Source organism: Streptomyces sp. NPDC052052 (assembly GCF_040680455.1).
Lineage (GTDB): Bacteria > Actinomycetota > Actinomycetes > Streptomycetales > Streptomycetaceae > Streptomyces.
Genome location: NZ_JBFAWU010000009.1, coordinates 238,147 through 258,595, shown reverse-complemented (window position 1 = coordinate 258,595; position 20,449 = coordinate 238,147). Strand labels below are relative to the sequence as shown.

The window sequence follows — 20,449 nt, the reverse complement described above, 5'->3', positions numbered from 1 at the left end:
CGTCACCTGCGGCACACCCAGACGCTCCGCCAGGAGCGCCGGAACCACACCGGCCGTACCGTCGGTGGAAGCCATACCGGAGACCACCAGGTCGAACCCGGCCTTCTCGATCGCCTTCGCCAGCACCAGGGAGGTACCGATCACGTCCGTACCGTGCAGATCGTCGTCCTCGACATGGATCGCCTTGTCCGCACCCATCGAAAGCGCCTTGCGCAACGCGTCCTTGGCATCCTCGGGACCCACCGTCAGCACGGTGATCTCCGCATCATCCGCCTCGTCCGCGATCTGCAGAGCCTGCTCCACCGCGTACTCGTCCAGCTCCGACAGCAGACCGTCCACATCGTCACGGTCGACCGTCAGGTCATCGGCGAAATGCCGGTCGCCGGTGGCGTCGGGCACGTACTTCACACAGACAACGATCCTCAAGCTCACGCCGGCTCTCCTACCTGGTGTGGGTCGTATCGACGACAGTATGGCACTCAGTACCCTCTGTAAAGGAACCAGGTGTCATAAAGGGGCTTGTAGTGCTACGTTCCCCGCATGACTGACGCGCGCAGACCGGCGAAGAAGGCCCCCATGCGGGAGGTGCTCGCCGAGGCGGCCTTCCAGCTCTTCCTGGAGCGGGGTTTCGAGCAGACCACGGTGGACGACATCGTGGCTCGGGCCGGGGTCGGGCGGCGGTCGTTCTTCCGGTACTTCCCCTCGAAGGAGGACGCGGTCTTCCCGGATCACGAGCGCTGCCTCGCGGACATGACCGCGTTTCTCGCCCAGGTCGGTGACGCCGATCCGGTCGATGCGGTGTGCGACGCGGCCCGGCTCGTGCTGCGCATGTACTCGGCCAACCCCGAGTTCTCCGTTCAGCGTTACCGGCTCACCCGGGAGGTGCCCGGACTGCGCACCTATGAGCTGTCCGTGGTGCGTCGTTACGAGCAGACGATGGCCGGCTATCTGCGCGGCCGGTACGGCGGGTCCGGGGACGGTGCGCTGCGGGCCGAGGTGATCGCCGCGTCCGTGGTCGCCGCGCACAACAACGGGCTGCGGGCGTGGCTGCGTTCGGGAGGCGAGGGGGGTGCGGAGGCCGCGGTGGACCATGCCCTCGGACTGGTGCAGAACGTGTGGGGGAGCGGTGCGGCGCCGGGCGGGCCGCCGGTCACCGCGGACGGTGATGTGGTCGTGATGGTCGCCGCAAAAGGGGCCCCGATGTGGCGAGTTGTGCAGCAGATCGAGTCGGCCATAGGGCCGGGCTGAGGCCGGGAACGGCAATGTCTGGCACTGAGTGCCTTTACGGGATGACACTCGGTGTCCTATGGTGCGGACGCGCCGACGCGCACGTATGGCGTATCCGAGCCGAGCGCAGGGGGTCGAAACGTGTCCCAGTCATCAAGTGGCACCGTGCAGACGGTGCATGAGGAAGCCGGCCTGTCCTACCAACGCTGCCGCTGGTGCGGCACGGCCTCCTTCCGGAGGCTGTTGTGCCCGGTGTGCGCATCGAGTGATCTGCAGGTCGAGCACAGTGCCGGGCTGGGCGTCGTGGTGAGGTCCGGTGTCGTGCACCGCTACACGGACGCGGCGCGCAACGAATCCCTCGTCCGTCTGCCCGAGGGCTTCGCGTTCCGTTGCCGGGTCGTGGGTGCCGCGCCGCACCAGGTGACGGTCGGCGCCCAGGTGCGCCCGGTTCCCGGTGAGGATCCGGACACGGGCGAGGTGGTCTTCGAACTCTGTGAACCGCCCAGGCGCGACGACTGGTACTGAGTCTTCGCTCCGGGAGTGCCCGAGGGGCGGATGCGTGCCGTGGCCCGCGACCCGGGAGCGGAGTAGGCGGGGACGCCGTCGGACGGTGACCGGCCGCCTCCCTGCCCTGACCGGTTCGTCGGGTGCCTCGGCGGCCGTGCTTAGGTGGAGGGCATGATCGATGCACTCCTTGACCGGGACCTGACCGAGGTCGAGGCGGCGGTCCGCGCAGCGGCCGCCGCCGAGATCATGCCGCGCCACCAGCAGCTCGCCACCCACGAGATCCTCCAGAAGAGCGGTCCGCACGACCTGGTCACCGTCGCTGACCGCCTCGCCGAGGAACACCTCACCAGGTCCCTGACCGCACTCCTGCCGGGCTCGGTGGTCGTCGGCGAGGAGGCGGTCCACGCCGATCCGGCCGTGTACGACGCCCTGGACGGCGACGCACCGGTGTGGATCGTCGACCCCGTCGACGGCACCCGCCAGTTCGTCCGCGGCGAAGCCGGCTTCTGCACCCTTGTCGCCCTCGCCCACCACGGCGAGCTCCTCGCGTCGTGGACGTACGCGCCGGCCCTGGACGAGATGGCGATCGCCGTCCGCGGTCGCGGCGCGGCGCTCGACGGTGAGCCGATACGCTCCGGCTCGCCCAAGCCCGGCGCAGCCCTCCGGGTGGCGACCTCGCACCCCGACTTCACCACCGAGGCCCAGAAGCGGGCGCTGCTCGGCCTGCGCGCGGAGGGCTTCGAGGCCCGGCCCTGCGGCTCCGCGGGCCTCGAATACCTGGCCATCGCGCGCGGGGAGAACGACGCCGTCGCCTTCACCTGGGAGTACGCCTGGGACCACGCGGCCGGCCTGCTCCTGGTCACCGAGGCGGGCGGCGCCCATGCCACGCTCACCGGAGCCCCGTTCCGCATCACCGGCGGCAATGCCCTGCCGTTCACCGCGGCCCGCGACGCGGCGACCGCCGAACGCGTCCTCCAGGCACTCCGGGGCGAGGCCCGCCCCGACCGCCACCGCGCCGACGGACTCACTCCGCGGTAACGGGGCACCCTGCCGAAAGGACCGCCCCGCGCGCCGGGCACGGCCGTCCGGCGGCGCCCGGGGGCCGGCGCCCGGTCACTGCGCGTCGGTGCCGTGCTTGACCAGGCAGAACGGATGCCCCTCCGGGTCCGCGAGGATCCGCCACGGGCGATCCGTACCAGCTCTCTCGTCGAGGACCACCGCACCGGCCGCCACGGCCTGCTCCTGCGCCGCGTCCAGATCCGGGACGCCGAAGTCCAGATGGAACTGCTGGGGGCATGCCGGATCCCCCCACCGCGGCGGCCGGTGGTCGGCCACCTGCTGGAAGGCGAGTACCGGCCCGCCCTCCGGGTGGAGGGTCGACCAGTGCTCGCCGGTCGCCCAACGCCGGTCCGGCCGGTCGATCTCGCCGCCGAGCAGGCGCCGGTAGAACGCGGCGAGGTGTGCCGGATCGGCGCAGTCGAGCACCACGCACTGCAGTGCGGCGATCATCAACGGCTCCTTTTCTCCCCGGCCCCCTGGATCTCGGACGCCGGAGCGGTCAGCGCGGCCAGGTCGGGACTGCCCTGGTACTACAGGCCCAGATCCCGGTCGGAGTCCGGACGATGCGTACCACGGGCCCGGCTGCCGCCCAGGGTGACGGCCCGGATGCCGGGGAGCGCGGCGATCCGGGAGGCCATGTCCGCGATGCGGGCGGGTACCACCGGGGCGGGACGTGCCGGTGGCCCGGTGTGTGCGTTCGGTGTGGTCATCGTTCGGCCGACCCTACCCGCGCCCCTGCGGCCGGCACCCCGGAATATCCTGGGTGTCCTGGCCGCCGGCTGACGAAGGAGTCCGAAGGTGCCGTCGATGCTTGATGCAGTCGTCGTGGGGGCGGGGCCCAACGGACTGACCGCCGCGGCCGAACTGGCCCGCCGCGGCTTCGCCGTGGAGGTCTTCGAGGCGGCCGGGACCGTCGGAGGCGGTGCCCGTACCGAAGAGCTCACCCTCCCCGGCTTCCGGCACGACCCCTGTTCCGCCGTACACCCGCTGGGCATCGGCTCACCCGCGTTCCGGGCCATGCCGCTGGCCCGGCACGGCCTGGAGTGGCTCCAGCCCGAGCTCGCGCTCGCCCACCCGTTCCCGGACGGGTCGGCCGCGGTGCTCACCGGGTCGGTGGGGGAGAGCGCCATGTCGCTCGGCGCCCAGGACGCCGGGGCGTACCGCAGGCTCGTGGCCCCGTTCCTGGGCCACTGGGACACCCTTGCCGAGGACTTTCTGCGCACCCCCTGGGACGGGCTGCCCCGTGACCCGTACCGCTGGGTCCGCTTCGGCCTCGACGCGCTCCAGCCCGCGACGCTGCTCTCCCGGCGGTTCCGGGGCGCGAAGGCGCGGGGCCTGATCGCCGGGCTCGGCGCCCACGCGATAGCCCCCGTCAGTGGCCTGGCCACCGGCGGAATCGCCCTGCTCTTCGCCCTGGCCGCACACGAGAAGGGCTGGCCGGTGCCGCGTGGCGGGTCGCAGGCCATCTCGGACGCGCTCGCCTCGTACCTGCGTGAGCAGGGCGGCACGATCCGGACGGGCACGGAGGTCAAGCGCCTGGACGAACTCCCGCCTGCCCGCGCCTACGTCTTCGACACCTCGCCGACCGCTCTCGCCCGTATCGCGGGTCTGGGGCGCGCCTACAGCGGCTACCGGTACGGGGCATCCTGCTTCAAGATCGATTACGCGCTGTCCGGCCCCGTCCCCTGGACCGCGACAGAGGCGCGCCGCGCGGGAACGGTGCACATCGGCCCCTCGGCCGCCGAGATCAACGCCGCGCTGAGCGCCGCGGTGGCCGGCCGCGACCCGAGCGTACCGTTCCTGATCACCGCGCAGCCCAGCCTGGTCGATCCCTCCCGCGCCCCCGAGGGGCGGCATGTCTTCTGGGTGTACGGACACGTCCCGGCGGGCTGGGAAGGCGATGCCACCGAGGCCATCGAGCGGCAACTGGAGCGATTCGCCCCCGGGTTCCGGGACCTGGTCCTCGCCCGCGCGGTCGCGGGGCCGCCCCGACTGGCGGCGCGCAACGCCAACTACGTCGGCGGCGACATCGCGTGCGGAGCGTTCGCCGGGCTCCAGACGGTGATACGGCCCAAGCTCGCACGGGTTCCCTATGCGACGGCCCACCCGGCGGTGTTCATCTGCTCCTCGGCGACTCCCCCCGGACCGGGGGTGCACGGTATGTCGGGCCACCACGCGGCGAAGGCCGTCTGGCGGCGGCTGCGGGCGGCCTGAACCTCGGCCCACCGCGTACATTCTGATCTTCGATCTCGGGGCGGGGCTCCCGGAGTTGCTCCGAGCGCGGGCAGCGCGTTGTGTCGGTACGCGATCCGGGACCCGGCATGATGGCCCTATGCGCACACCCGAGTCCGTCACCGTCACCCTGGTACGCGGAGACATCACCCAGCAGTCCGTCGATGTCATCGTCAACGCGGCGAACTCCTCCCTGCTCGGAGGCGGCGGTGTCGACGGGGCGATCCACCGGCGCGGCGGCCCGGAAATCCTCGCCGAGTGCCGGGAGTTGCGCGCCTCGCACTACGGAAAGGGCCTGCGCACCGGTCAGGCCGTCGCCACGACCGCCGGGAGGCTCGACGCCCGATGGGTCGTGCACACGGTGGGCCCGGTGTACGGGAGTTCCGGCAGTGACCCGTCCCAACTGGCCTCCTGCTACCGCGAATCCCTGCGGGTTGCCGACGAACTGGGTGCGAAGACCGTTGCCTTCCCGGCCATTTCGGCCGGTGCGTACGGCTGGCCGCTGGAGGATGCCGCGCGTATCGCTGTGGAGACGGTGCGGGCGGCTGACACAGCTGTCGAGGAAGTCAGGTTCGTCCTCTTCGACGACCAGGCTTACGAGGCGTTCGCCGCGCAGGTCGGCTGACATGTCGGCGCTCCCGTCTGCGTTACCGAAGCACTTCACCTCCTCGGTCTGAGCCGCCACCCCAGGGAGCCGGTGCGGCGCGACCCCGCCACCGAGGTGTCGCGCCCCCTCCCGTCCGCGCCCCTCCCGTCCGCACCGCCCCCTGGCCGACCCCTTCCGCCCCGGCCCCGGCCCGGCTCCGGGGCCCATGGCGGACCGAGCCCGCTCACCTGACCGTGAGCCCGCCGCTGTGCCGCCTACGCGGCACCGCCGTCCGGGCAGCGCGAGCGCGCCACCAGGGCGAATGCCCGAGGGAACCCTTGGCAGGACGAATTCCCCGGGACCCCTTGACAGCCGCCGAGTGCACCCGCATTCTTTCGCCGGAAATCGCAACGCCGTTGCGATTTCCGCACCGGATCGATGACGCGGACGAAGGAGGCTCGGCCCCATGGCGGAACAGGACAAGGACACCAGCGCCCCGGCCGAAGGCAAGTCCCAGGCCCCTGGCGTCCTGCAGACGGTGGACCGGGCCCTGCTCGTCCTGCTCACCTTCACCGAGCAGCGGCCCGAGTGGGGCGTCAGCGAGCTGGCCCGTCACCACGGCTGGGACAAGGCCGTCGTCCAGCGCCTCCTCACCACCCTGACCACGCGCGCGTTCCTGATCTGCGACGACCACACCCGCCGCTACCGTCCGGGGCCGGCCCTGTCCCGGCTGGCCAGGGTCAGCGAACACAGCGGCGTACTCTCCTCGCTCGCCAGGCCGGTGCTCGCCCGGCTGCTCCGCGAGACCGGCGAGAGCATCGTCCTCAACGTCCCGCACGGCGGCAGCTATCGCTGCGAAGCCGCCGTCGACGGCACCGGACCCGTTCGCTACACCGCGATCATCGGCGCGGTCATGCCCGGCCACGCCGGAGCGTCCGGACACACCCTCTTCGCGTACCACCCCGAACGCGAGATCCGGCAGATGTTCGGCCCCACCGGGCTGACCCGCTTCAACGACCGCACCATCACCGACCTGGACGCGCTGCTCACCTGCTACGCACGGGTCAGGGCCGACGGACACTGCATCAGCCACGGCGAGTACGACGAAGCCGTGACCGCGGTCTCCGCACCCGTCTTCCAGGGCGACGGCGTCCCCGCCTCCCTGACCGTCATCGGCCCCTCGCACCGGGTGGACAGGGTCACCGACTCCCTCGTCACGCTGGTCCGCGCCGGAGCGGCGGAGATCACCGCCGCCCTCGGCGGCTGAACCGGTACGCCGTACCCGACACCACCCACTGCGCAGCCCACAGAACCCCGTCCGCCCGTGTACGCGGCCCGCACCCGCCTGTACGCATGCCCGGAACCCGACCTCCAGTCCCGCTCACCGAAGGGGGTGCCCCATGGCGCACCATGTCTCCGCGCCGCACCCTGCCACCTCACCGGAAACCGACTCCGACGACGTCCGGTCCCATCCGCGCGTCCTGGAACCCGTGCTGCTGGTGATCCTCGTGGCGCTCGCCGCCGTCGGCGCCGTCATCGGCATCGACCTGGTCTCCAAGCTCGGCATCTCCGCCAACACCTCCGTGGTCGGCGCCCTCGTCGCCATGCTGATCGGGCGCATCCCGCTGGGCTTCCTGCGCCAGATGCGCTCCGTCCACCGGCAGAACCTCGCCCAGAGTGCGATCTCCGCCGCCACCTTCGCCTCCGCGAACGCTCTCCTGACCTCCGTCGCGGTGCCCTACGCCTTCGGGCGCCAGGACCTCGTCTGGCCGATGCTCGCGGGATCGTTCATCGGTCTGGTCGTGGATGCCTGGGTGCTCTACCGGGCCTTCGGATCCCGCCTGCTCCCCGCCGACGCGCCCTGGCCGCCCGGAACGGCCGCCGCCGAGACGATCAAGGCCGGTGACCAGGGCGGACGTCGCGCTCTCATCCTTGTCGGCGGTACGGCCGTCGGCCTCGCCGGAACCCTCATCAGCCTGCCGCTCTCCGCAGCCGGAGTCGCGTTCCTGGGCAACGTCTGGGCGCTGGCGATGTTCGGCGTGGGCCTGATGCTCCGCCAGTACAGCCCCGACTTCTTCGACACCGACCTCGGCGCCGGATACATTCCGCACGGCGTCATGGTGGGGGCCGGAATCGTGGCCCTCGGCCAGGCCGTGCATCTCCTGCTCGGCCGTCGCGAACGCAAGCGCCAGGCGACCGCCGCGGCAGTGCCCAGCGCACCGGTCCAGGCGGACCCGACCACCGAGTACACCGTCGACGAGCGTGGTCTGCGGCTCTCCCTGATCCGCGGCTACGTACTGTTCACCGCCGGCGCCGTGATCCTCGCCGTGCTGGGCGGGCTGGTCGGCGACATGAGCCCGCTCGGCATCGTCGGATGGGTCCTGTTCGCCGCGTTCGCAGCCCTGGTCCACGAACTGATCGTCGGCCTGGCCGCCATGCAGTCCGGCTGGTTCCCGTCCTTCGCCGTCACCCTGATCTTCCTCATTCTCGGCCTGGCCATGGGAATCCCGTCCGTACCGCTCGCCCTCCTGGTGGGATATGTCTCCGCCACCGGCCCCGCCTTCGCCGACATGGGCTACGACCTCAAGGCCGGCTGGCTACTGCGCCGCGACCACCGCCCCTGGGACCCCTACGAGCGCGAAGGCCGTCGTCAGCAGTTCCTGGCCGCCCTCATCGGATTCGGCGTCGCCCTGGTCGTCGTCGCCCTGGCCTGGCGCTCCTACTTCGGGCAGGGCCTCATCCCGCCCGTTGCCAAGGTGTATGCCGACACCATCAGGAGCGGACTCAGCGACGGGGACGCGGTGCGCACCATGCTGCTCTGGGCGATCCCCGGCGCCGTCATCCAACTGCTCGGCGGCACCCGGCGGCAGATGGGCGTGATGCTCGCCACCGGCCTGCTCATCCTCAGCCCGAAGGCCTGCTGGATGGTCCTCGGCGCCCTCCTCGTCAGGGTCGTCTACCGCAAGCTGCGCGGCTCCGCCGCCGACGAGGAACTCAACCTGGTCGGCGCCGGACTGGTCGCGGGCGGCGCGCTCGGCGACTCCTCCCAGATCCTCAAGACCTGACCGCCACCTCTTCCCCCCCCCCCTGAAACCACCCCCAGCACCACCCAGCACCACCCGCACGGCAAGGAGAACCCCCCATGGACATGTACAGCAGGCTCGAACCGCGCCCCGAGTACCTCGGCTTCGAACTCGCCCTGGCCGCCCGCAAGCTCGTCGAGGAGGTCATGCTCGTCAAGCGCGGCGAGCACGTCGTCCTCACCGGCGACACCAGCAGCGACCGCCGGGTGATCGAGGCCACCGCCCAGGCCGTCGCCGCCGCAGGTGCGCACCCCGTCATCGTCTGGTACGAGACGCTGCCCGGTGCCTCCATGGAACCTCCCAGGCCCGTGGCCGGTGCCATCGCCGACGCCGATGTGTGGATCGAGTTCGCCGTCTCCTACCTGATGCACTCCGACGCCTTCCGTGCCGCCATGGCCAACGGATGCCGTTACACCAACCTCACCGCGATGGACGTCCAGATGCTGGTAGCCACGGTGGGACGCCCCGACTTCCAGGGCGTCATCCGCCTCGGCAAGGCACTCGTCGCCCTCCTGGAGGCCGCCGACGAGGTCCGTATCACCTCCGCCAACGGCACCGACCTGGTCGGCCGCAACGGCGACCGGCCGATCAACCTGCGCGGCAAGCCCGCCGAGAAGCCCGGCGAGACGGTCATGCTCTCCGGCCAGATCTCCTGGAACCCGCTCGAGGAGACCCAGGACGGTGTCCTGGTCTTCGACGGGGCCCTGTGGCCGCCGGACGAGATCGGCCTGCTCCGCTCCCCGGTCCGCTGCACCGTCGAGAAGGGTGTCGTCACCAAGATCGAGGGCGGCGCCGACGCGGACACCTTCCGTCGCTGGATGGAGTCCTTCGACGACCCGAACATGTTCCGTGTCGCGCACTGGTCGCTCGGCTTCAACCCGGGCGTCCTCGCCCCGACCGGCCGCATCGTCGAGGACGAGCGGGTCTTCGGCTGCGTCGAGCTGGGCATCGGCACCAAGGGTGCCTGGATCGGCGGCGAGCCGTGGGTGGCCGCCGCGCACACCGACGGCAGCGTCCTCGGCCCGTCCATCTACCTGGACGGCGTGGCCATCGAGGAGAACGGGCGGTACGTGCACCCGGAGCTCGTGGAGATCTGCCGCGACCTCGGTGTCGCAGGCTACTGAGCCCCGGACGGCCGGGCCCGCACCGTCATCCGGGTGCGGGCCCGGCCGTCATCCGTGAAACCGTCCTGCTACGCGAAAGGAACGCCCATGCCCGCACCCGCCCCCGTCTCCTACCGCCACGGCGGTCTGGTCTGCACCGACCACACCCTCGACGTGCCGCTCGACCACCACACCACCGACGGCCCCACCATCGGCCTGTTCGCCCGTGAAGTGGTCGCGGCGGGCCGTGAGCACGAGGACCTGCCCCGGCTGCTCTGGCTCCAGGGCGGCCCGGGCGGCCGTGCGGAGCGTCCCAACGCGGCGGGTGCCTGGCTGCGCCGCGCCCTCGCCGACTACCGCGTCGTCCTGCTGGACCAGCGCGGAACCGGCCGCTCAACCCCGGCCGACCGCGTCACCCTCGCCCGGTTCGGCACGGACTTCGAGGCAGCCGCCGGGTATCTCGCGCACTTCCGCGCCGACTCGATCGTCCGCGATGCCGAACTGCTGCGCCGCCACCTCCAGGGCGACCAGCCCTGGAGCGTCCTCGGCCAGAGCTTCGGCGGCTTCTCCACCCTCACCTACCTCAGCCTCGCCCCCGAAGGGCTCAGGCAGGCCTACATCACCGGCGGGCTGCCGACCCTCACCGGCCACGCCGACGACGTGTACCGGGCCGCCTACGCCCGTACCCTCGCCCACAACGAGCGCTACTTCGCCCGCTACCCCCACGACCAGCAGCTCGCCGATGCCGTCGCCGCGCATCTCGACGCGCACGACGTCCGCATGCCGACCGGCGAACGCCTCACCGTCCGCCGCTTCCAGACCCTCGGCATCACCTTTGGCACCTCGGCGAAGTTCGACTCGCTCCACTACCTGCTGGAGACCGCCTTCACCGAAGGCGGTCACGGCCCGGAGCTGACCGACACGTTCCTGCGTGGTGTCGACGCCGCCGTCTCCTTCGCCGAACGCCCGCTGTACGCCGCACTCCACGAGCCGATCTACGCGCAGGGCGGCCGCGCCACCGACTGGTCCGCCCATCGCGTCCGGCAGGAGTTCCCCGCCTTCGACGCCGACGCGGGACTCCCGCTCCGGTTCACCGGCGAGATGGTCTACCCCTGGCAGTTCGAGGAGGACCCCGCGCTCGTCCCGCTGCGCGGCGCCGCCGAGGCCCTCGCCGCCCGCACCGACTGGCCGGCCCTCTACGACCTGGACCGGCTCGCCGGCAACGAGGTCCCCGTCGTCGCCGCGGTCTACCACGACGACATGTACGTGGACCGCGCGCACGCACTCGCCACGGCCGACCGGGTCCGCGGTCTGCGGACCTGGGTGACGGATGCCTACGCCCACGACGGCGTGCGCGCCGACGCCGCCGTGCTGGACCGGCTGATCGCCATGGCCCGCGACGAGATCTGACCGTCCGCCCGCACGTGGCGGAGGAGATCGGCGCCGCTGTATCGGACGATCGTCCGGTGCGGCCGCTCCTCTGCGGACGGGGCCCGGAAGAAGTCCTGGCAGCGCAAGGCCGATGTCGGATTCCCGCCAGCCCCGGGGCGTCCCGTGTCCGATGCTGGAGTCATGCACACCGACACCGAGCGCTGCGTGCGGGCCGTCCAGTCCAAGGACGCCCGCTTCGACGGCTGGTTCTTCACCGCGGTCCTGACCACCCGGATCTACTGCCGTCCCAGCTGCCCCGCCGTGCCGCCCAAGGTCGAGAACATGACCTTCTACCCCAGTGCCGCCGCCTGCCAGCAGGCGGGTTTCCGGGCCTGCAAGCGCTGCCGCCCCGACACCAGCCCCGGCTCCCCGGAGTGGAACGCCCGTGCCGACTCGGTCGCCCGCGCCATGCGGCTCATCCGGGACGGTGTCGTCGACCGCGAAGGCGTCCCCGGCCTCGCGGCCCGGCTGGGTTACTCGGCACGGCAGATCGAGCGCCAGCTGCTCGCCGAGCTGGGTGCGGGCCCGCTCGCCCTGGCCCGTGCGCAACGCGCCCAGACGGCGCGCCTGCTCATCGAGACGACCGGGCTGCCCATGGCCCAGGTCGCGTTCTCCGCGGGGTTCTCCTCGATCCGGACCTTCAACGACACGGTCCGTGAGGTCTTCGCACTGACCCCCGGCGAGCTGCGCAGCCGCGCCACCCGGTCCGACGGGCCGTCGCCCACCACCGGCGTGATAGCGCTGCGGCTGCCGTACCGCGCCCCGCTCAACCCCACCAACCTCTTCGGCCACCTCGCCGCCACTGCCGTCCCCGGCGTCGAGGAGTGGCGCGACGGCGCCTACCGGCGCACGCTCACCCTCCGGTACGGACACGGCATCGTCACCCTCACCCCGCACCCCGATCACATCGCCTGCCGGCTCTCCCTCACCGATCCGCGCGACCTCACCCTCGCGATCAGCCGCTGCCGCTGGCTGCTCGACCTGGACGCCGACCCGGTGGCCGTCGACGACCAACTGCGCGCCGATCCGCTGCTGGCCCCGCTGGTCGACAAGGCGCCGGGGCGACGGGTGCCGCGTACCGTCGACGGTGCGGAGTTCGCCATCCGGGCCGTGCTCGGCCAGCAGGTGTCGACCGCCGCCGCCCGCACCCACGCGGCCCGCCTGGTCAATGCCCACGGCCTCCCCGTCGACGACCCGGAGGGGGGCGGCCTCAGCCACCTCTTCCCGACCCCCGAGGCCCTGGCCGGGCTCGACCCGGAACAGCTCGCCCTGCCCCGCAGCCGCCGTACCACCCTCACCACGCTCGTCGGCGCACTCGCCGACGGCACCCTGCGGCTCGGCACCGACACCGACTGGGAGAAGGCGCGGACCGAGCTGACCGCACTGCCCGGCTTCGGTCCCTGGACCGTCGAAGTGATCGCGATGCGGGCGCTCGGCGACCCCGACGCCTTCCTCCCCACCGACCTCGGTATCCGGCGCGCGGCCGAACAGCTCGGCCTCCCGTCGACCCCAGCGGCGCTCACCGCCCGCGCGGCGGCCTGGCGCCCCTGGCGGGCCTATGCGGTCCAGTACCTCTGGACCGTGGACAACCACCCCATCAACCACCTGCCCGCATGACACGTTGGGAAGTCCAGCCATGATCTCGGCCCCTGCACCGAAGGCGACCCGTCGGCACACGGTCGTCGACAGCCCGTACGGTCCGCTGACCCTCGTCGCCACCGACGGCGTCCTCGCGGGTCTCTACATGACCGGCCAGCGGCACCGGCCCGAGCAGGACACCTTCGGCGACCCCGACCCGCGCCCCTTCGCGGAGGTGATCCGCCAGCTCGACGCCTATTTCGCCGGTGACCTGCGGGAGTTCGACCTGCCGCTGCGTCTGGAGGGCACCCCCTTCCAGCGCAGTGTCTGGGCGCAGCTCCAACTGATCCCGTACGGCGAGACGCGCTCGTACGGCGAACTGGCCGAGCGCCTCGGGAAACCAGGCGCCTCACGCGCGGTGGGCCTGGCCAACGGCAGGAACCCGGTGGGCATCATCGTCCCCTGCCACCGGGTCATCGGCGCCTCCGGCAGCCTCACCGGCTACGGCGGCGGGCTCGACCGCAAGCAGCAGCTGCTCGCCTTCGAGAACGGAACGCGGGAGAGCACCCCGGCCCTGTTCTGACCCCGGCCCTGTTCTGACGCCTTCCGTGTGCGGAAACGCGAGGACGGGCCCGGACCGCGAGTCCGAGCCCGTCCGAAGCCGCGCACGAAGCGGGCGACGCGCTGCCGTGGGGTGGCGAGGTCAGCCCGTGAAGATCTCCACCACGGTCCAGATCGCCAGCCCCAGCATGCAGAGACCACCGATCCGCTGGACCGTCTTGAGGGGCACCCGCTTGGCGATGAACCGCCCCGCGAGCAGCGCCAGCGCCGAGACGGACATCAGGGCGGCAGCGGACCCGATCGCCGTGGACCACGTGCCGTTGGTCGCGGCCAGGTTGGCCGTGGTGATCTGGGTGAGATCGCCCCACTCGCTGATGAAGACCGCCATGAACGCGGTCGAGTACACCGGCCAGAAACCGGTCACCGCCTTGGGACCGCCGTCCTCGTCGTCATCGCCCCCGCCGTTGCGCAGAAGCATGAACGCCCCGAAGGCGAAGAGGCACGCGGAGACGAGCTTGACGATCCAGCCGGGCAGCAGCCCCAGCAGACCGCCCGCCCCGACGGCGATGGCGACATGCACGATGAACGCGGAGGACGTACCGAACCAGACGTACAGCGGTCGCATGCGGGTGCCCATGGCAAGCGACGCGAACATCGTCTTGTCCGGGAGTTCCGCGAGGAAGATCAGCCCGAAGGCGGTGATGATCGCCAGGGGGTCGAGATGCATGCGGGGCGGCTTTCTGTGAGAGCCGGGCCCCGGGCCCGTGCGAAGCGCCCATCGGGCTTTTCGGAGGACCACTCGGCCCGGCACGACGTCAGCGTCCACGGGTGTGTGGACGCGTCATACCTGACCGAAGGTCTCGCCCGCCCGTAAGGATCTACGAGCCCGGCCACCGGGAACCCGCGGGCTCCAGTGTGTCGACGACCGGTTTGCGGGGCTACTCCCCTTCGCAGCCCCCTACTCTACCCCACCGACCTGCGGTGCAGGCACGGGTGTTCGATTCAGCCTCGTTCGTCCGTCCCACGAGTGCCCGTGTCCGTGCCCGGGAGCGCCGCCAGGCGCTTCAGCAGTGCGGGAAGCGCCGTGCCGATGGGCTCCCGGATGGTCTCCTCGGCCAGCTTGTCGTACGGCGTGGGCTCCGCGTTCACCACGATCAGCCTCGCCCCGTGGTCCACCGCGATACCGGCCAGGGAGGCGGCGGGCTGCACCTGGAGCGTCGTACCGACCGCGATGAACACCTCGCACGCCTTGGCGATCGCCATCGCCTCTCCCAGCACCACCGGATCCAGTCGCTCACCGAACATGATCGTCGCCGACTTCAGGATGCCGCCGCAGACCGTGCACGGCGGATCGGCCTCGCCCGCCTCGACCCGGGCCAGCGCCTCGCCCATCGGCGAGCGGACATGGCAGCGGGTGCAGACCGTCTCGCGCGCGCTCCCGTGCAGTTCGAGGACCTTGCGGGCGGGCAGACCGGCGAGCTGATGCAGACCGTCGACGTTCTGGGTGATCACCCGGACCGGGGCTCCCGACCGCTCCAGCTCCACCACCGCCCGGTGGGCGGCGTTCGGCCGCGCATCCCGGGCCGCGCTGGTGCGGCGCATCTGCCAGGAGCGGCGGCGGATCTCCGGATCGGCCATGTAGAAGTCGTACGTGACAAGCTTCTCGGCCTCCGGATCCTTGCGCCACAGGCCCTGGGGACCGCGGTAGTCGGGGATGCCGGAGTCGGTGGAGATGCCGGCGCCGCTGAGGATCGCGACGAGAGTCATGGCACGAGCGTACGCAGCGTCGGCGGCCCCTCGCGAGGCCGTTTCGCCCGGGGCCCTGCCCGGGGGCCGTGCCCCGGGGTCAGCCGGTCGCCGGAATGCCGTCCTCCAGCTCCGCCGTGCCGCCGCCGGTGTCGAGGACCTCCAGCGCGGCCGTCAGGCGTCGTGCCAGATCGCCGCGCAGATAGCCGACGAGGGCGTCGCGCTCGACCAGTTCCCAGGACAGGAGCTCCTCCTCCTGGAGCCGGATCGCCTGGAGATCCGCCTCGCCCAGCACTCCGCCGTCGTACAGATACGCGGCGATCGGCGGCCGTCCCGGGCCGCGTACCCAGTCGACCGCGAGCAGCCGTCCCGGCTTCAGGTCGAGACCGATCTCCTCGACCGTCTCGCGTCGCGCGGCCTGCCGGGGGCTCTCGCCCCGGTCCGACTCGACCGTTCCGCCGGGCAGTGCCCAGCCGTCCCGGTAGTTCGGTTCGACGAGGAGCACCCGCCCACGGGCGTCCCGGTACACGGTGGCCGCGGCGGCGAGGACCCGGGGAAGCCCGGCGATGTAGGTGGCGTAGTCGCTGGTGGTCACGGAGGCAGGGTAGTGCGGGCGGAGCCGCCCAAGGACGGTTTCGGCCAGCCGGCATCCGCGGTGGATAGGGTCGGGGCGACGCGGCGGTTCGTACGGAAGACGGAAGGGGGATGCGGGGTGGCGGACAGGGCAGCTCGCAGGGCGGCACATGTGCTGGTCGCGGTGGACAAGTTCAAGGGCTCGCTCACGGCCGTGCAGGCGGCGGAGCGGGTGACGGCCGGGCTGCGGCGCGTCGTCCCGGGGGTACAGGTCGAGACCCTGCCCGTGGCGGACGGCGGCGACGGCACGGTTGCGGCGGCGGTGGCCGCCGGGTTCGAGCGCCGGGAGGTACGGGTGGCCGGGCCGCTCGGAACACCGGTGACCGCGGCCTACGCGCTGCGCGGCAGCACGGCGGTGGTGGAGATGGCCGAGGCATCGGGCCTTCAGTACCTTCCGGCAGGAGTGTTCGCTCCGCTCACCGCCACCACGTACGGCTCCGGCGAACTGCTGACCGCGGCGCTGGACGCGGGCGCCCGGACGATCGTGTTCGGCGTCGGCGGCAGCGCGACGACGGACGGTGGCGCGGGCATGCTGACCGCGCTCGGGGCCCGCTTCCTGGACGCGGACGGCAGACCCGCCGCACCCGGTGGCGGCGGCCTCGGGGACCTGGCCGAGGCGGATCTCTCCGGCCTCGACCCGCGGGTGGCCGACGTGGACCTGATCCTGGCCAGTGATGTGGACAATCCGCTGACCGGCCCCAAGGGCGCGCCCGCGGTCTACGGGCGGCAGAAGGGCGCCACCGACGACGACATCGCGGTCCTGGACGCCGCGCTCGCCCACTACGCGTCCGTCCTGGGCCCGGACAGGGCCCGGCTGCCCGGGGCGGGCGCGGCGGGCGGCATCGGCTACGGGGCGCTGGTCGCTCTCGGCGCCCGGTTCCGCCCCGGCATCGAGGTCTTGCTGGACGTCCTGGGCTTCGGGCCCGCGCTGGCCCGCGCCACGCTGGTGATCACCGGAGAGGGGTCGCTCGACGAGCAGACCCTCCACGGCAAGGCCCCGGCAGGCGTGGCCGCCGCAGCCCGCGCCGCGGGCATCGAGGTCCTCGCGGTCTGCGGGCGCCTGGCCCTGCCGCCCGAGGCCCTGGCCGGCGCCGGTATCAGCCGGGCGTATGCCCTCACGGACCTGGAACCGGACCCCGCGGTCTGCATCGCCCAGGCCGGGCCCCTGCTGGAACGGGCGGCCGAGGCGCTCGCCCGTGACGTCCTGCTGTAGTCCGCTGCGGCGCCGGCACCCTTCATGGAGCGATGCCGAGGGCCGGACCGGCACCCGTCTCCGGATCATCCAGCGGATCCTCCCCGCCGTTGAGCAGCTCCGCCAGGCACTGCAGCTCCACCGGCAGATCGCGGCGCCATGCCATCGTCACGAACGGGGCAAGAATGATCATGCCGCCGTCCAGATGGGCCTTGACCGACATGGTGACCAACGTGCCGTTCCGGCAGGGACTCAGCCGGAACTCGAGCTCGGGCGAGTGCCGGCCGAGCGGGGTCCACATGCGCGCACCACGGAAGGCCAGGTACTCCACGGGCGCGCTCGCGGTACAGGTGAGGCGGTGCGCCCGTCGTCTGCCCGGGAACTTGCAGGTGTACTCGTCACCGAGTTCCGTACTGATCGGGCCCTCGAGCACCTGATCTATGCTCGACGACCACACGGCCAGATTCCGTGGATCCCGGAGGAACGAGAAGATCTCATCGGCGGGGCGGGACACATGGACATACGCAGACACAGGGGGCATGGCTCCACCTCTTACGGCGTCCGGCCGCCCGGGTGTCGGCGTCCAGTCGCCCTCGTCGCGGTGCCGTCGCCCCTCAGACTGCTTCGGATCGCGGACCCACGCACCCGTCGCACAGCCGGTGGAGTGATTCAGGCGTCCTGCTCCGCCGCCCTGCCGGAGCGTCGGACGCTCAGTCGCCGGATCTCCTGGTAGAAGCGCGTTCGGCAACGCGGCGGTTGCCGCTCCGGCTCCGGCATCGCACGCTGGATCTGTGACTGTCTCCGAGCCCGCCCCGGCCGAGCAGAGCGGCTGGGCCGTCCAGGCACCCGGCCCGATCGCCACCGGGCCCCTGACCCGCATCCGCCGCACCACACCTCCTCCCGGGCCCGGCGAGCTCCTCCTGAACGTGGAGGCGTGCGGTGTCTGCCGCACCGACCTCCATCTCGCCGAGGGCGACCTCCCGCCGCGCCGCCCCCTCACGGTCCCCGGACACGAGATCGTCGGCCGGGTGGCGGCCCTCGGTGAGGGGGCCGGTAGGTACCGGGTCGGCGACCGGGTGGGCGGAGCCTGGCTGCGCGGCACCTGCGGGACCTGCCGGTACTGCCGGGCCGGCCAGGAGAACCTCTGTCCGCGGTCCACCTACACCGGGTGGGACGCGGACGGCGGCTTCGCCGACACCGCACTGGTTCCGGAGGCGTTCGCCTACCGCCTCCCGGAGGACCAGGACGCCGTGAGCCTCGCACCCCTGCTCTGCGCGGGGATCATCGGATACCGCTCACTGCGGCGCAGCGCCCTCCCGAAGGGCGGGCGGCTCGGGCTCTACGGCTTCGGCGCTTCGGCGCATCTGGCGGCCCAGGTGGCCATCGCCGAGGGTGCAACCGTCCATGTGCTGACCCGCTCGGCCCAGGCACGGGCGCTCGCTCTGGAGCTCGGCGCCGCGTCGGTGGGCGGCGCCTACGACCGTCCGCCGGAGCCCCTGGACTCGGCGATCCTGTTCGCCCCCGTCGGCGACCTGGTGCCGGTGGCGATGGAGGCACTGGACCGCTCCGGCACACTCGCCGTCGCCGGGATCCATCTGTCCGACATCCCGGTGCTGAACTACCAGCGCCATCTGTTCCAGGAGCGCGATCTGCGCAGCGTCACCTCGAACACCCGCGAGGACGGCCGGGAATTCCTCGCCCTGGCCGGTCGCGTGGGCATCCGGGCCACGGTGACCCCCTATCCGCTGAGCAGAGCCGACCGGGCACTGGAAGATCTGGCGGGGGACCGGGTGAACGGGGCAGCCGTCCTCGTGCCCGGATGAGAACCGGACTCGTCGCCCCGAGTCCGGCGTCCCTCGGACATGCGCGAGGGCCCCGGGTGTGGGATCACCCGGGGCCCTCGTCATGTGTTCTTCCCGCCGTTACGGCAGCTGCGCCGCCCGTGCGTCACGCCGGTTGCCGCGGAAGGTGTTGACCCGCCGCGCCGTCGCGAAGAGCGGGATCACCGCTCCGAGGACCACCTGGAGCGCACAGCCGGTCTGGAGGAGCAGCTGACCACCGGGAGCGTCGAACGCCCACGCGGCGAGCAGCCCCATCGCGGCCACGATCCAGCTGAGCATCGCCACCGCGAGGACGCCCCGCGGCTTCGGGTACTCGACCCGGCTGACCATCAGCCACGCCACTCCGACGATCGCGAGGAGCGTCGGGACGAAGGGCAGCTCCAGGAGCACGATCGAGACGACCGTGAGCGCTCCGAAGGGGCTCGGCATGCCCTGGAACATGCCGTCCTTCATGGTCACGCAGGAGAATCTGGCAAGTCTGAGCACCACCGCCAGCAGCACCACGATCGCCGCCAGTGCCGACACCCGCTGGTGTGCGTCGTCCGCGACCATGCCGTACACGAGGACGAAGTACGCCGGCGCGAGGCCGAAGCTGATCAGGTCGGAGAGGTTGTCAAGCTCGGCCCCCATCGGCGAGGAGCGCAGCTTGCGTGCCACGAGCCCGTCGAAGAGGTCGAACACGGCGGCCAGGAGCATGAGGATCACGGCGGTGGCCGCGGAGTGCCGGGCCATGCCGCTCTCGTCGCTGCCCGTGAGGTGCGGGATCAGGATGCCGGTGGTGGTGAAGTACACCGCCATGAAACCGCACGTGGCGTTGCCGAGCGTGAGGGTGTCCGCTATCGACAGGCGGAGAGAGAGGGGCATGTCCTCTCCGGGGTCCTCCTCCGCATCCGCTTCGGGCACCCAGCCGGCCTGGGTGTCACGTTCAATCACGGTCAATTCGAGTCACCCCCGCGGTGGTGGCCTGACCGACCTCGACCGCGACATCGATACCTTCCGGAAGGTAGATGTCGACTCGGGAGCCGAAGCGGATCAGACCGATGCGCTCACCCTGCTCCACCTTCGTTCCCCGCGGGACGTAGGGAACGATCCGACGGGCGACCGCACCCGCGATCTGCACCATCTCGATGTCGCCGAGCTCGGTGTCGAAGTGCCAGACAACGCGCTCGTTGTTCTCGCTCTCCTTGTTGAACGCCGGGACGAACCCACCGGGGATGTGCTCGACCGAGGTCACCGTGCCGGCCAGGGGCGCACGGTTGACGTGGACATTCAACGGGCTCATGAAGATCGCGACGCGGGTGCGCCCGTCCTTCCACGGCATGATGCTCTGCACCACACCGTCGGCCGGAGAGATGACCCGGCCCTGGGTGATCTCGCGCTCGGGGTCGCGGAAGAACCAGAGCATGCCCGCCGCGAGCGCGGTGGTGGGCACGGCCACCGCGGCCCAGCGTCCGGACCTGCGGGCCCGGGTGAGGCTGAGTGCTGCGGTGGCGACGGTCGGGAGGAGCCACGGCGAAGCTCCGCGCGCAAGGCGGACTCCGCCGCGCGGTGCAGAGGTTTGGCTGACGGGCATGGATGACCTTCGTAGCGGATGAGGCCGCGCTGGCAACGGGGGACGGCGGCTTTTCCGGCGATGTTATCGGTTGCCAGCTGCAACTGGGCAAGCCAGC

General features: G+C 71.8%; 21 protein-coding genes and 1 pseudogene. 13 read left to right on the top strand and 9 right to left on the bottom strand.

The features are described from left to right. On the bottom strand, positions 1-432 hold a 432-nt coding region (locus tag AB0L71_RS13830), incomplete at its 3' end, for an electron transfer flavoprotein subunit beta/FixA family protein (protein WP_365242073.1). A 144-nt stretch (positions 433-576) separates the two neighbouring features. On the opposite strand from AB0L71_RS13830, the gene AB0L71_RS13825 reads away from it, so the two are divergent. The 3 genes from AB0L71_RS13825 to AB0L71_RS13815 all read left to right on the top strand — a co-directional run bounded on the left by AB0L71_RS13825 (position 577) and on the right by AB0L71_RS13815 (position 2,772). Continuing rightward, positions 577-1,248, top strand: coding sequence for a TetR family transcriptional regulator (locus AB0L71_RS13825; protein ID WP_365242082.1), 672 nt, complete (start codon positions 577-579; stop codon positions 1,246-1,248). Between the two features lie 153 nt (positions 1,249-1,401). Further along, a complete protein-coding gene (locus AB0L71_RS13820; protein WP_365242071.1) occupies positions 1,402-1,752 on the top strand; it encodes a zinc ribbon domain-containing protein in 351 nt (116 codons plus the stop codon). A gap of 153 nt (positions 1,753-1,905) precedes the next feature. Next, positions 1,906-2,772: an inositol monophosphatase family protein gene (locus tag AB0L71_RS13815; protein WP_365242069.1), complete on the top strand. Its 867-nt coding sequence runs from the start codon at positions 1,906-1,908 to the stop codon at positions 2,770-2,772. 75 nt (positions 2,773-2,847) lie between these two features. Here the strand turns inward: AB0L71_RS13815 and AB0L71_RS13810 are convergent, their stop codons facing one another. Both AB0L71_RS13810 and AB0L71_RS13805 read right to left on the bottom strand, forming a co-directional pair. After that, positions 2,848-3,243, bottom strand: a complete 396-nt coding sequence (locus AB0L71_RS13810; RefSeq protein ID WP_365242067.1) for a VOC family protein — start codon at positions 3,241-3,243, stop codon at positions 2,848-2,850. Positions 3,244-3,326: 83 nt separating this feature from the next. Continuing rightward, a pseudogene (locus AB0L71_RS13805) lies at positions 3,327-3,431 on the bottom strand (nucleotidyltransferase domain-containing protein); the annotation flags it as partial. A 160-nt stretch (positions 3,432-3,591) separates the two neighbouring features. Between AB0L71_RS13805 and AB0L71_RS13800 the strand changes: the two are divergent. The 8 genes from AB0L71_RS13800 (at position 3,592) to AB0L71_RS13765 (ending at position 13,389) form a co-directional block, all read left to right on the top strand. Then, positions 3,592-5,007 (top strand): NAD(P)/FAD-dependent oxidoreductase, encoded by a 1,416-nt coding sequence (locus AB0L71_RS13800; RefSeq protein ID WP_365242065.1) that lies wholly within the window; start codon positions 3,592-3,594, stop codon positions 5,005-5,007. A gap of 118 nt (positions 5,008-5,125) precedes the next feature. Further along, positions 5,126-5,650 carry an O-acetyl-ADP-ribose deacetylase gene (locus AB0L71_RS13795; RefSeq protein WP_365242063.1) on the top strand — a complete coding sequence of 175 codons (525 nt, stop codon included), beginning with the start codon at positions 5,126-5,128 and terminating at the stop codon, positions 5,648-5,650. Between the two features lie 427 nt (positions 5,651-6,077). Then, positions 6,078-6,878 carry an IclR family transcriptional regulator gene (locus tag AB0L71_RS13790; RefSeq protein WP_365242061.1) on the top strand — a complete coding sequence of 267 codons (801 nt, stop codon included), beginning with the start codon at positions 6,078-6,080 and terminating at the stop codon, positions 6,876-6,878. Between the two features lie 133 nt (positions 6,879-7,011). After that, on the top strand, positions 7,012-8,676 hold the full coding sequence (locus AB0L71_RS13785) for an OPT/YSL family transporter (RefSeq protein ID WP_365242059.1): 1,665 nt from the start codon (positions 7,012-7,014) through the stop codon (positions 8,674-8,676). A gap of 77 nt (positions 8,677-8,753) precedes the next feature. Then, entirely contained in the window at positions 8,754-9,818 is a 1,065-nt protein-coding gene (locus tag AB0L71_RS13780) for a hypothetical protein (protein ID WP_365242057.1), read from the top strand. 87 nt (positions 9,819-9,905) lie between these two features. Then, entirely contained in the window at positions 9,906-11,207 is a 1,302-nt protein-coding gene (locus tag AB0L71_RS13775) for an alpha/beta fold hydrolase (protein ID WP_365242055.1), read from the top strand. A 162-nt stretch (positions 11,208-11,369) separates the two neighbouring features. Beyond that, entirely contained in the window at positions 11,370-12,845 is a 1,476-nt protein-coding gene (locus tag AB0L71_RS13770; protein ID WP_365242053.1) for an AlkA N-terminal domain-containing protein, read from the top strand. 19 nt (positions 12,846-12,864) lie between these two features. Beyond that, positions 12,865-13,389 carry a methylated-DNA--[protein]-cysteine S-methyltransferase gene (locus AB0L71_RS13765; RefSeq protein ID WP_365242051.1) on the top strand — a complete coding sequence of 175 codons (525 nt, stop codon included), beginning with the start codon at positions 12,865-12,867 and terminating at the stop codon, positions 13,387-13,389. A gap of 120 nt (positions 13,390-13,509) precedes the next feature. On the opposite strand, the gene AB0L71_RS13760 is transcribed toward AB0L71_RS13765, so the two are convergent. From AB0L71_RS13760 to AB0L71_RS13750, 3 genes are all read right to left on the bottom strand, one after another. Continuing rightward, positions 13,510-14,094 carry a TMEM165/GDT1 family protein gene (locus AB0L71_RS13760; RefSeq protein WP_365242049.1) on the bottom strand — a complete coding sequence of 195 codons (585 nt, stop codon included), beginning with the start codon at positions 14,092-14,094 and terminating at the stop codon, positions 13,510-13,512. Between the two features lie 275 nt (positions 14,095-14,369). Continuing rightward, positions 14,370-15,134, bottom strand: coding sequence for a Sir2 family NAD-dependent protein deacetylase (locus AB0L71_RS13755; RefSeq protein ID WP_365242047.1), 765 nt, complete (start codon positions 15,132-15,134; stop codon positions 14,370-14,372). Between the two features lie 79 nt (positions 15,135-15,213). Then, the gene (locus AB0L71_RS13750; protein WP_365242045.1) at positions 15,214-15,708 is read right to left on the bottom strand and encodes an NUDIX hydrolase; all 495 of its coding nucleotides are present in this window, start codon (positions 15,706-15,708) and stop codon (positions 15,214-15,216) included. A 117-nt stretch (positions 15,709-15,825) separates the two neighbouring features. Here AB0L71_RS13750 and AB0L71_RS13745 point away from each other — a divergent pair, with 117 nt between their 5' ends. Further along, positions 15,826-16,959 (top strand): glycerate kinase, encoded by a 1,134-nt coding sequence (locus tag AB0L71_RS13745; protein WP_365242043.1) that lies wholly within the window; start codon positions 15,826-15,828, stop codon positions 16,957-16,959. 22 nt (positions 16,960-16,981) lie between these two features. Here AB0L71_RS13745 and AB0L71_RS13740 read toward each other — a convergent pair whose 3' ends face one another. Then, on the bottom strand, positions 16,982-17,479 hold the full coding sequence (locus AB0L71_RS13740) for an SRPBCC family protein (RefSeq protein WP_365242041.1): 498 nt from the start codon (positions 17,477-17,479) through the stop codon (positions 16,982-16,984). Between the two features lie 250 nt (positions 17,480-17,729). On the opposite strand from AB0L71_RS13740, the gene AB0L71_RS13735 reads away from it, so the two are divergent. After that, the gene (locus tag AB0L71_RS13735; RefSeq protein WP_365242039.1) at positions 17,730-18,761 is read left to right on the top strand and encodes a zinc-binding alcohol dehydrogenase family protein; all 1,032 of its coding nucleotides are present in this window, start codon (positions 17,730-17,732) and stop codon (positions 18,759-18,761) included. Between the two features lie 99 nt (positions 18,762-18,860). Here AB0L71_RS13735 and pssA read toward each other — a convergent pair whose 3' ends face one another. Continuing rightward, positions 18,861-19,718: a CDP-diacylglycerol--serine O-phosphatidyltransferase gene (gene pssA, locus AB0L71_RS13730; protein ID WP_365242037.1), complete on the bottom strand. Its 858-nt coding sequence runs from the start codon at positions 19,716-19,718 to the stop codon at positions 18,861-18,863. Continuing rightward, positions 19,705-20,352: a phosphatidylserine decarboxylase gene (locus AB0L71_RS13725; RefSeq protein WP_365242035.1), complete on the bottom strand. Its 648-nt coding sequence runs from the start codon at positions 20,350-20,352 to the stop codon at positions 19,705-19,707. The genes pssA and AB0L71_RS13725 overlap by 14 nt, the downstream gene beginning before the upstream one ends. Positions 20,353-20,449 lie beyond the last annotated feature (97 nt).

Bases quoted from the DNA above. Each gene is read 5' to 3' on its own strand.
- AB0L71_RS13825 (WP_365242082.1), top strand. From the start codon at position 577: ATGCGGGAGGTGCTCGCCGAGGCGGCCTTCCAGCTCTTCCTGGAGCGG.
- AB0L71_RS13815 (WP_365242069.1), top strand. From the start codon at position 1,906: ATGATCGATGCACTCCTTGACCGGGACCTGACCGAGGTCGAGGCGGCG.
- AB0L71_RS13810 (WP_365242067.1), bottom strand. From the start codon at position 3,243: ATGATCGCCGCACTGCAGTGCGTGGTGCTCGACTGCGCCGATCCGGCA.
- AB0L71_RS13795 (WP_365242063.1), top strand. From the start codon at position 5,126: ATGCGCACACCCGAGTCCGTCACCGTCACCCTGGTACGCGGAGACATC.
- AB0L71_RS13790 (WP_365242061.1), top strand. From the start codon at position 6,078: ATGGCGGAACAGGACAAGGACACCAGCGCCCCGGCCGAAGGCAAGTCC.
- AB0L71_RS13785 (WP_365242059.1), top strand. From the start codon at position 7,012: ATGGCGCACCATGTCTCCGCGCCGCACCCTGCCACCTCACCGGAAACC.
- AB0L71_RS13780 (WP_365242057.1), top strand. From the start codon at position 8,754: ATGGACATGTACAGCAGGCTCGAACCGCGCCCCGAGTACCTCGGCTTC.
- AB0L71_RS13775 (WP_365242055.1), top strand. From the start codon at position 9,906: ATGCCCGCACCCGCCCCCGTCTCCTACCGCCACGGCGGTCTGGTCTGC.
- AB0L71_RS13770 (WP_365242053.1), top strand. From the start codon at position 11,370: ATGCACACCGACACCGAGCGCTGCGTGCGGGCCGTCCAGTCCAAGGAC.
- AB0L71_RS13765 (WP_365242051.1), top strand. From the start codon at position 12,865: ATGATCTCGGCCCCTGCACCGAAGGCGACCCGTCGGCACACGGTCGTC.
- AB0L71_RS13760 (WP_365242049.1), bottom strand. From the start codon at position 14,094: ATGCATCTCGACCCCCTGGCGATCATCACCGCCTTCGGGCTGATCTTC.
- AB0L71_RS13755 (WP_365242047.1), bottom strand. From the start codon at position 15,134: ATGACTCTCGTCGCGATCCTCAGCGGCGCCGGCATCTCCACCGACTCC.
- AB0L71_RS13740 (WP_365242041.1), bottom strand. From the start codon at position 17,479: ATGCCCCCTGTGTCTGCGTATGTCCATGTGTCCCGCCCCGCCGATGAG.
- AB0L71_RS13725 (WP_365242035.1), bottom strand. From the start codon at position 20,352: ATGCCCGTCAGCCAAACCTCTGCACCGCGCGGCGGAGTCCGCCTTGCG.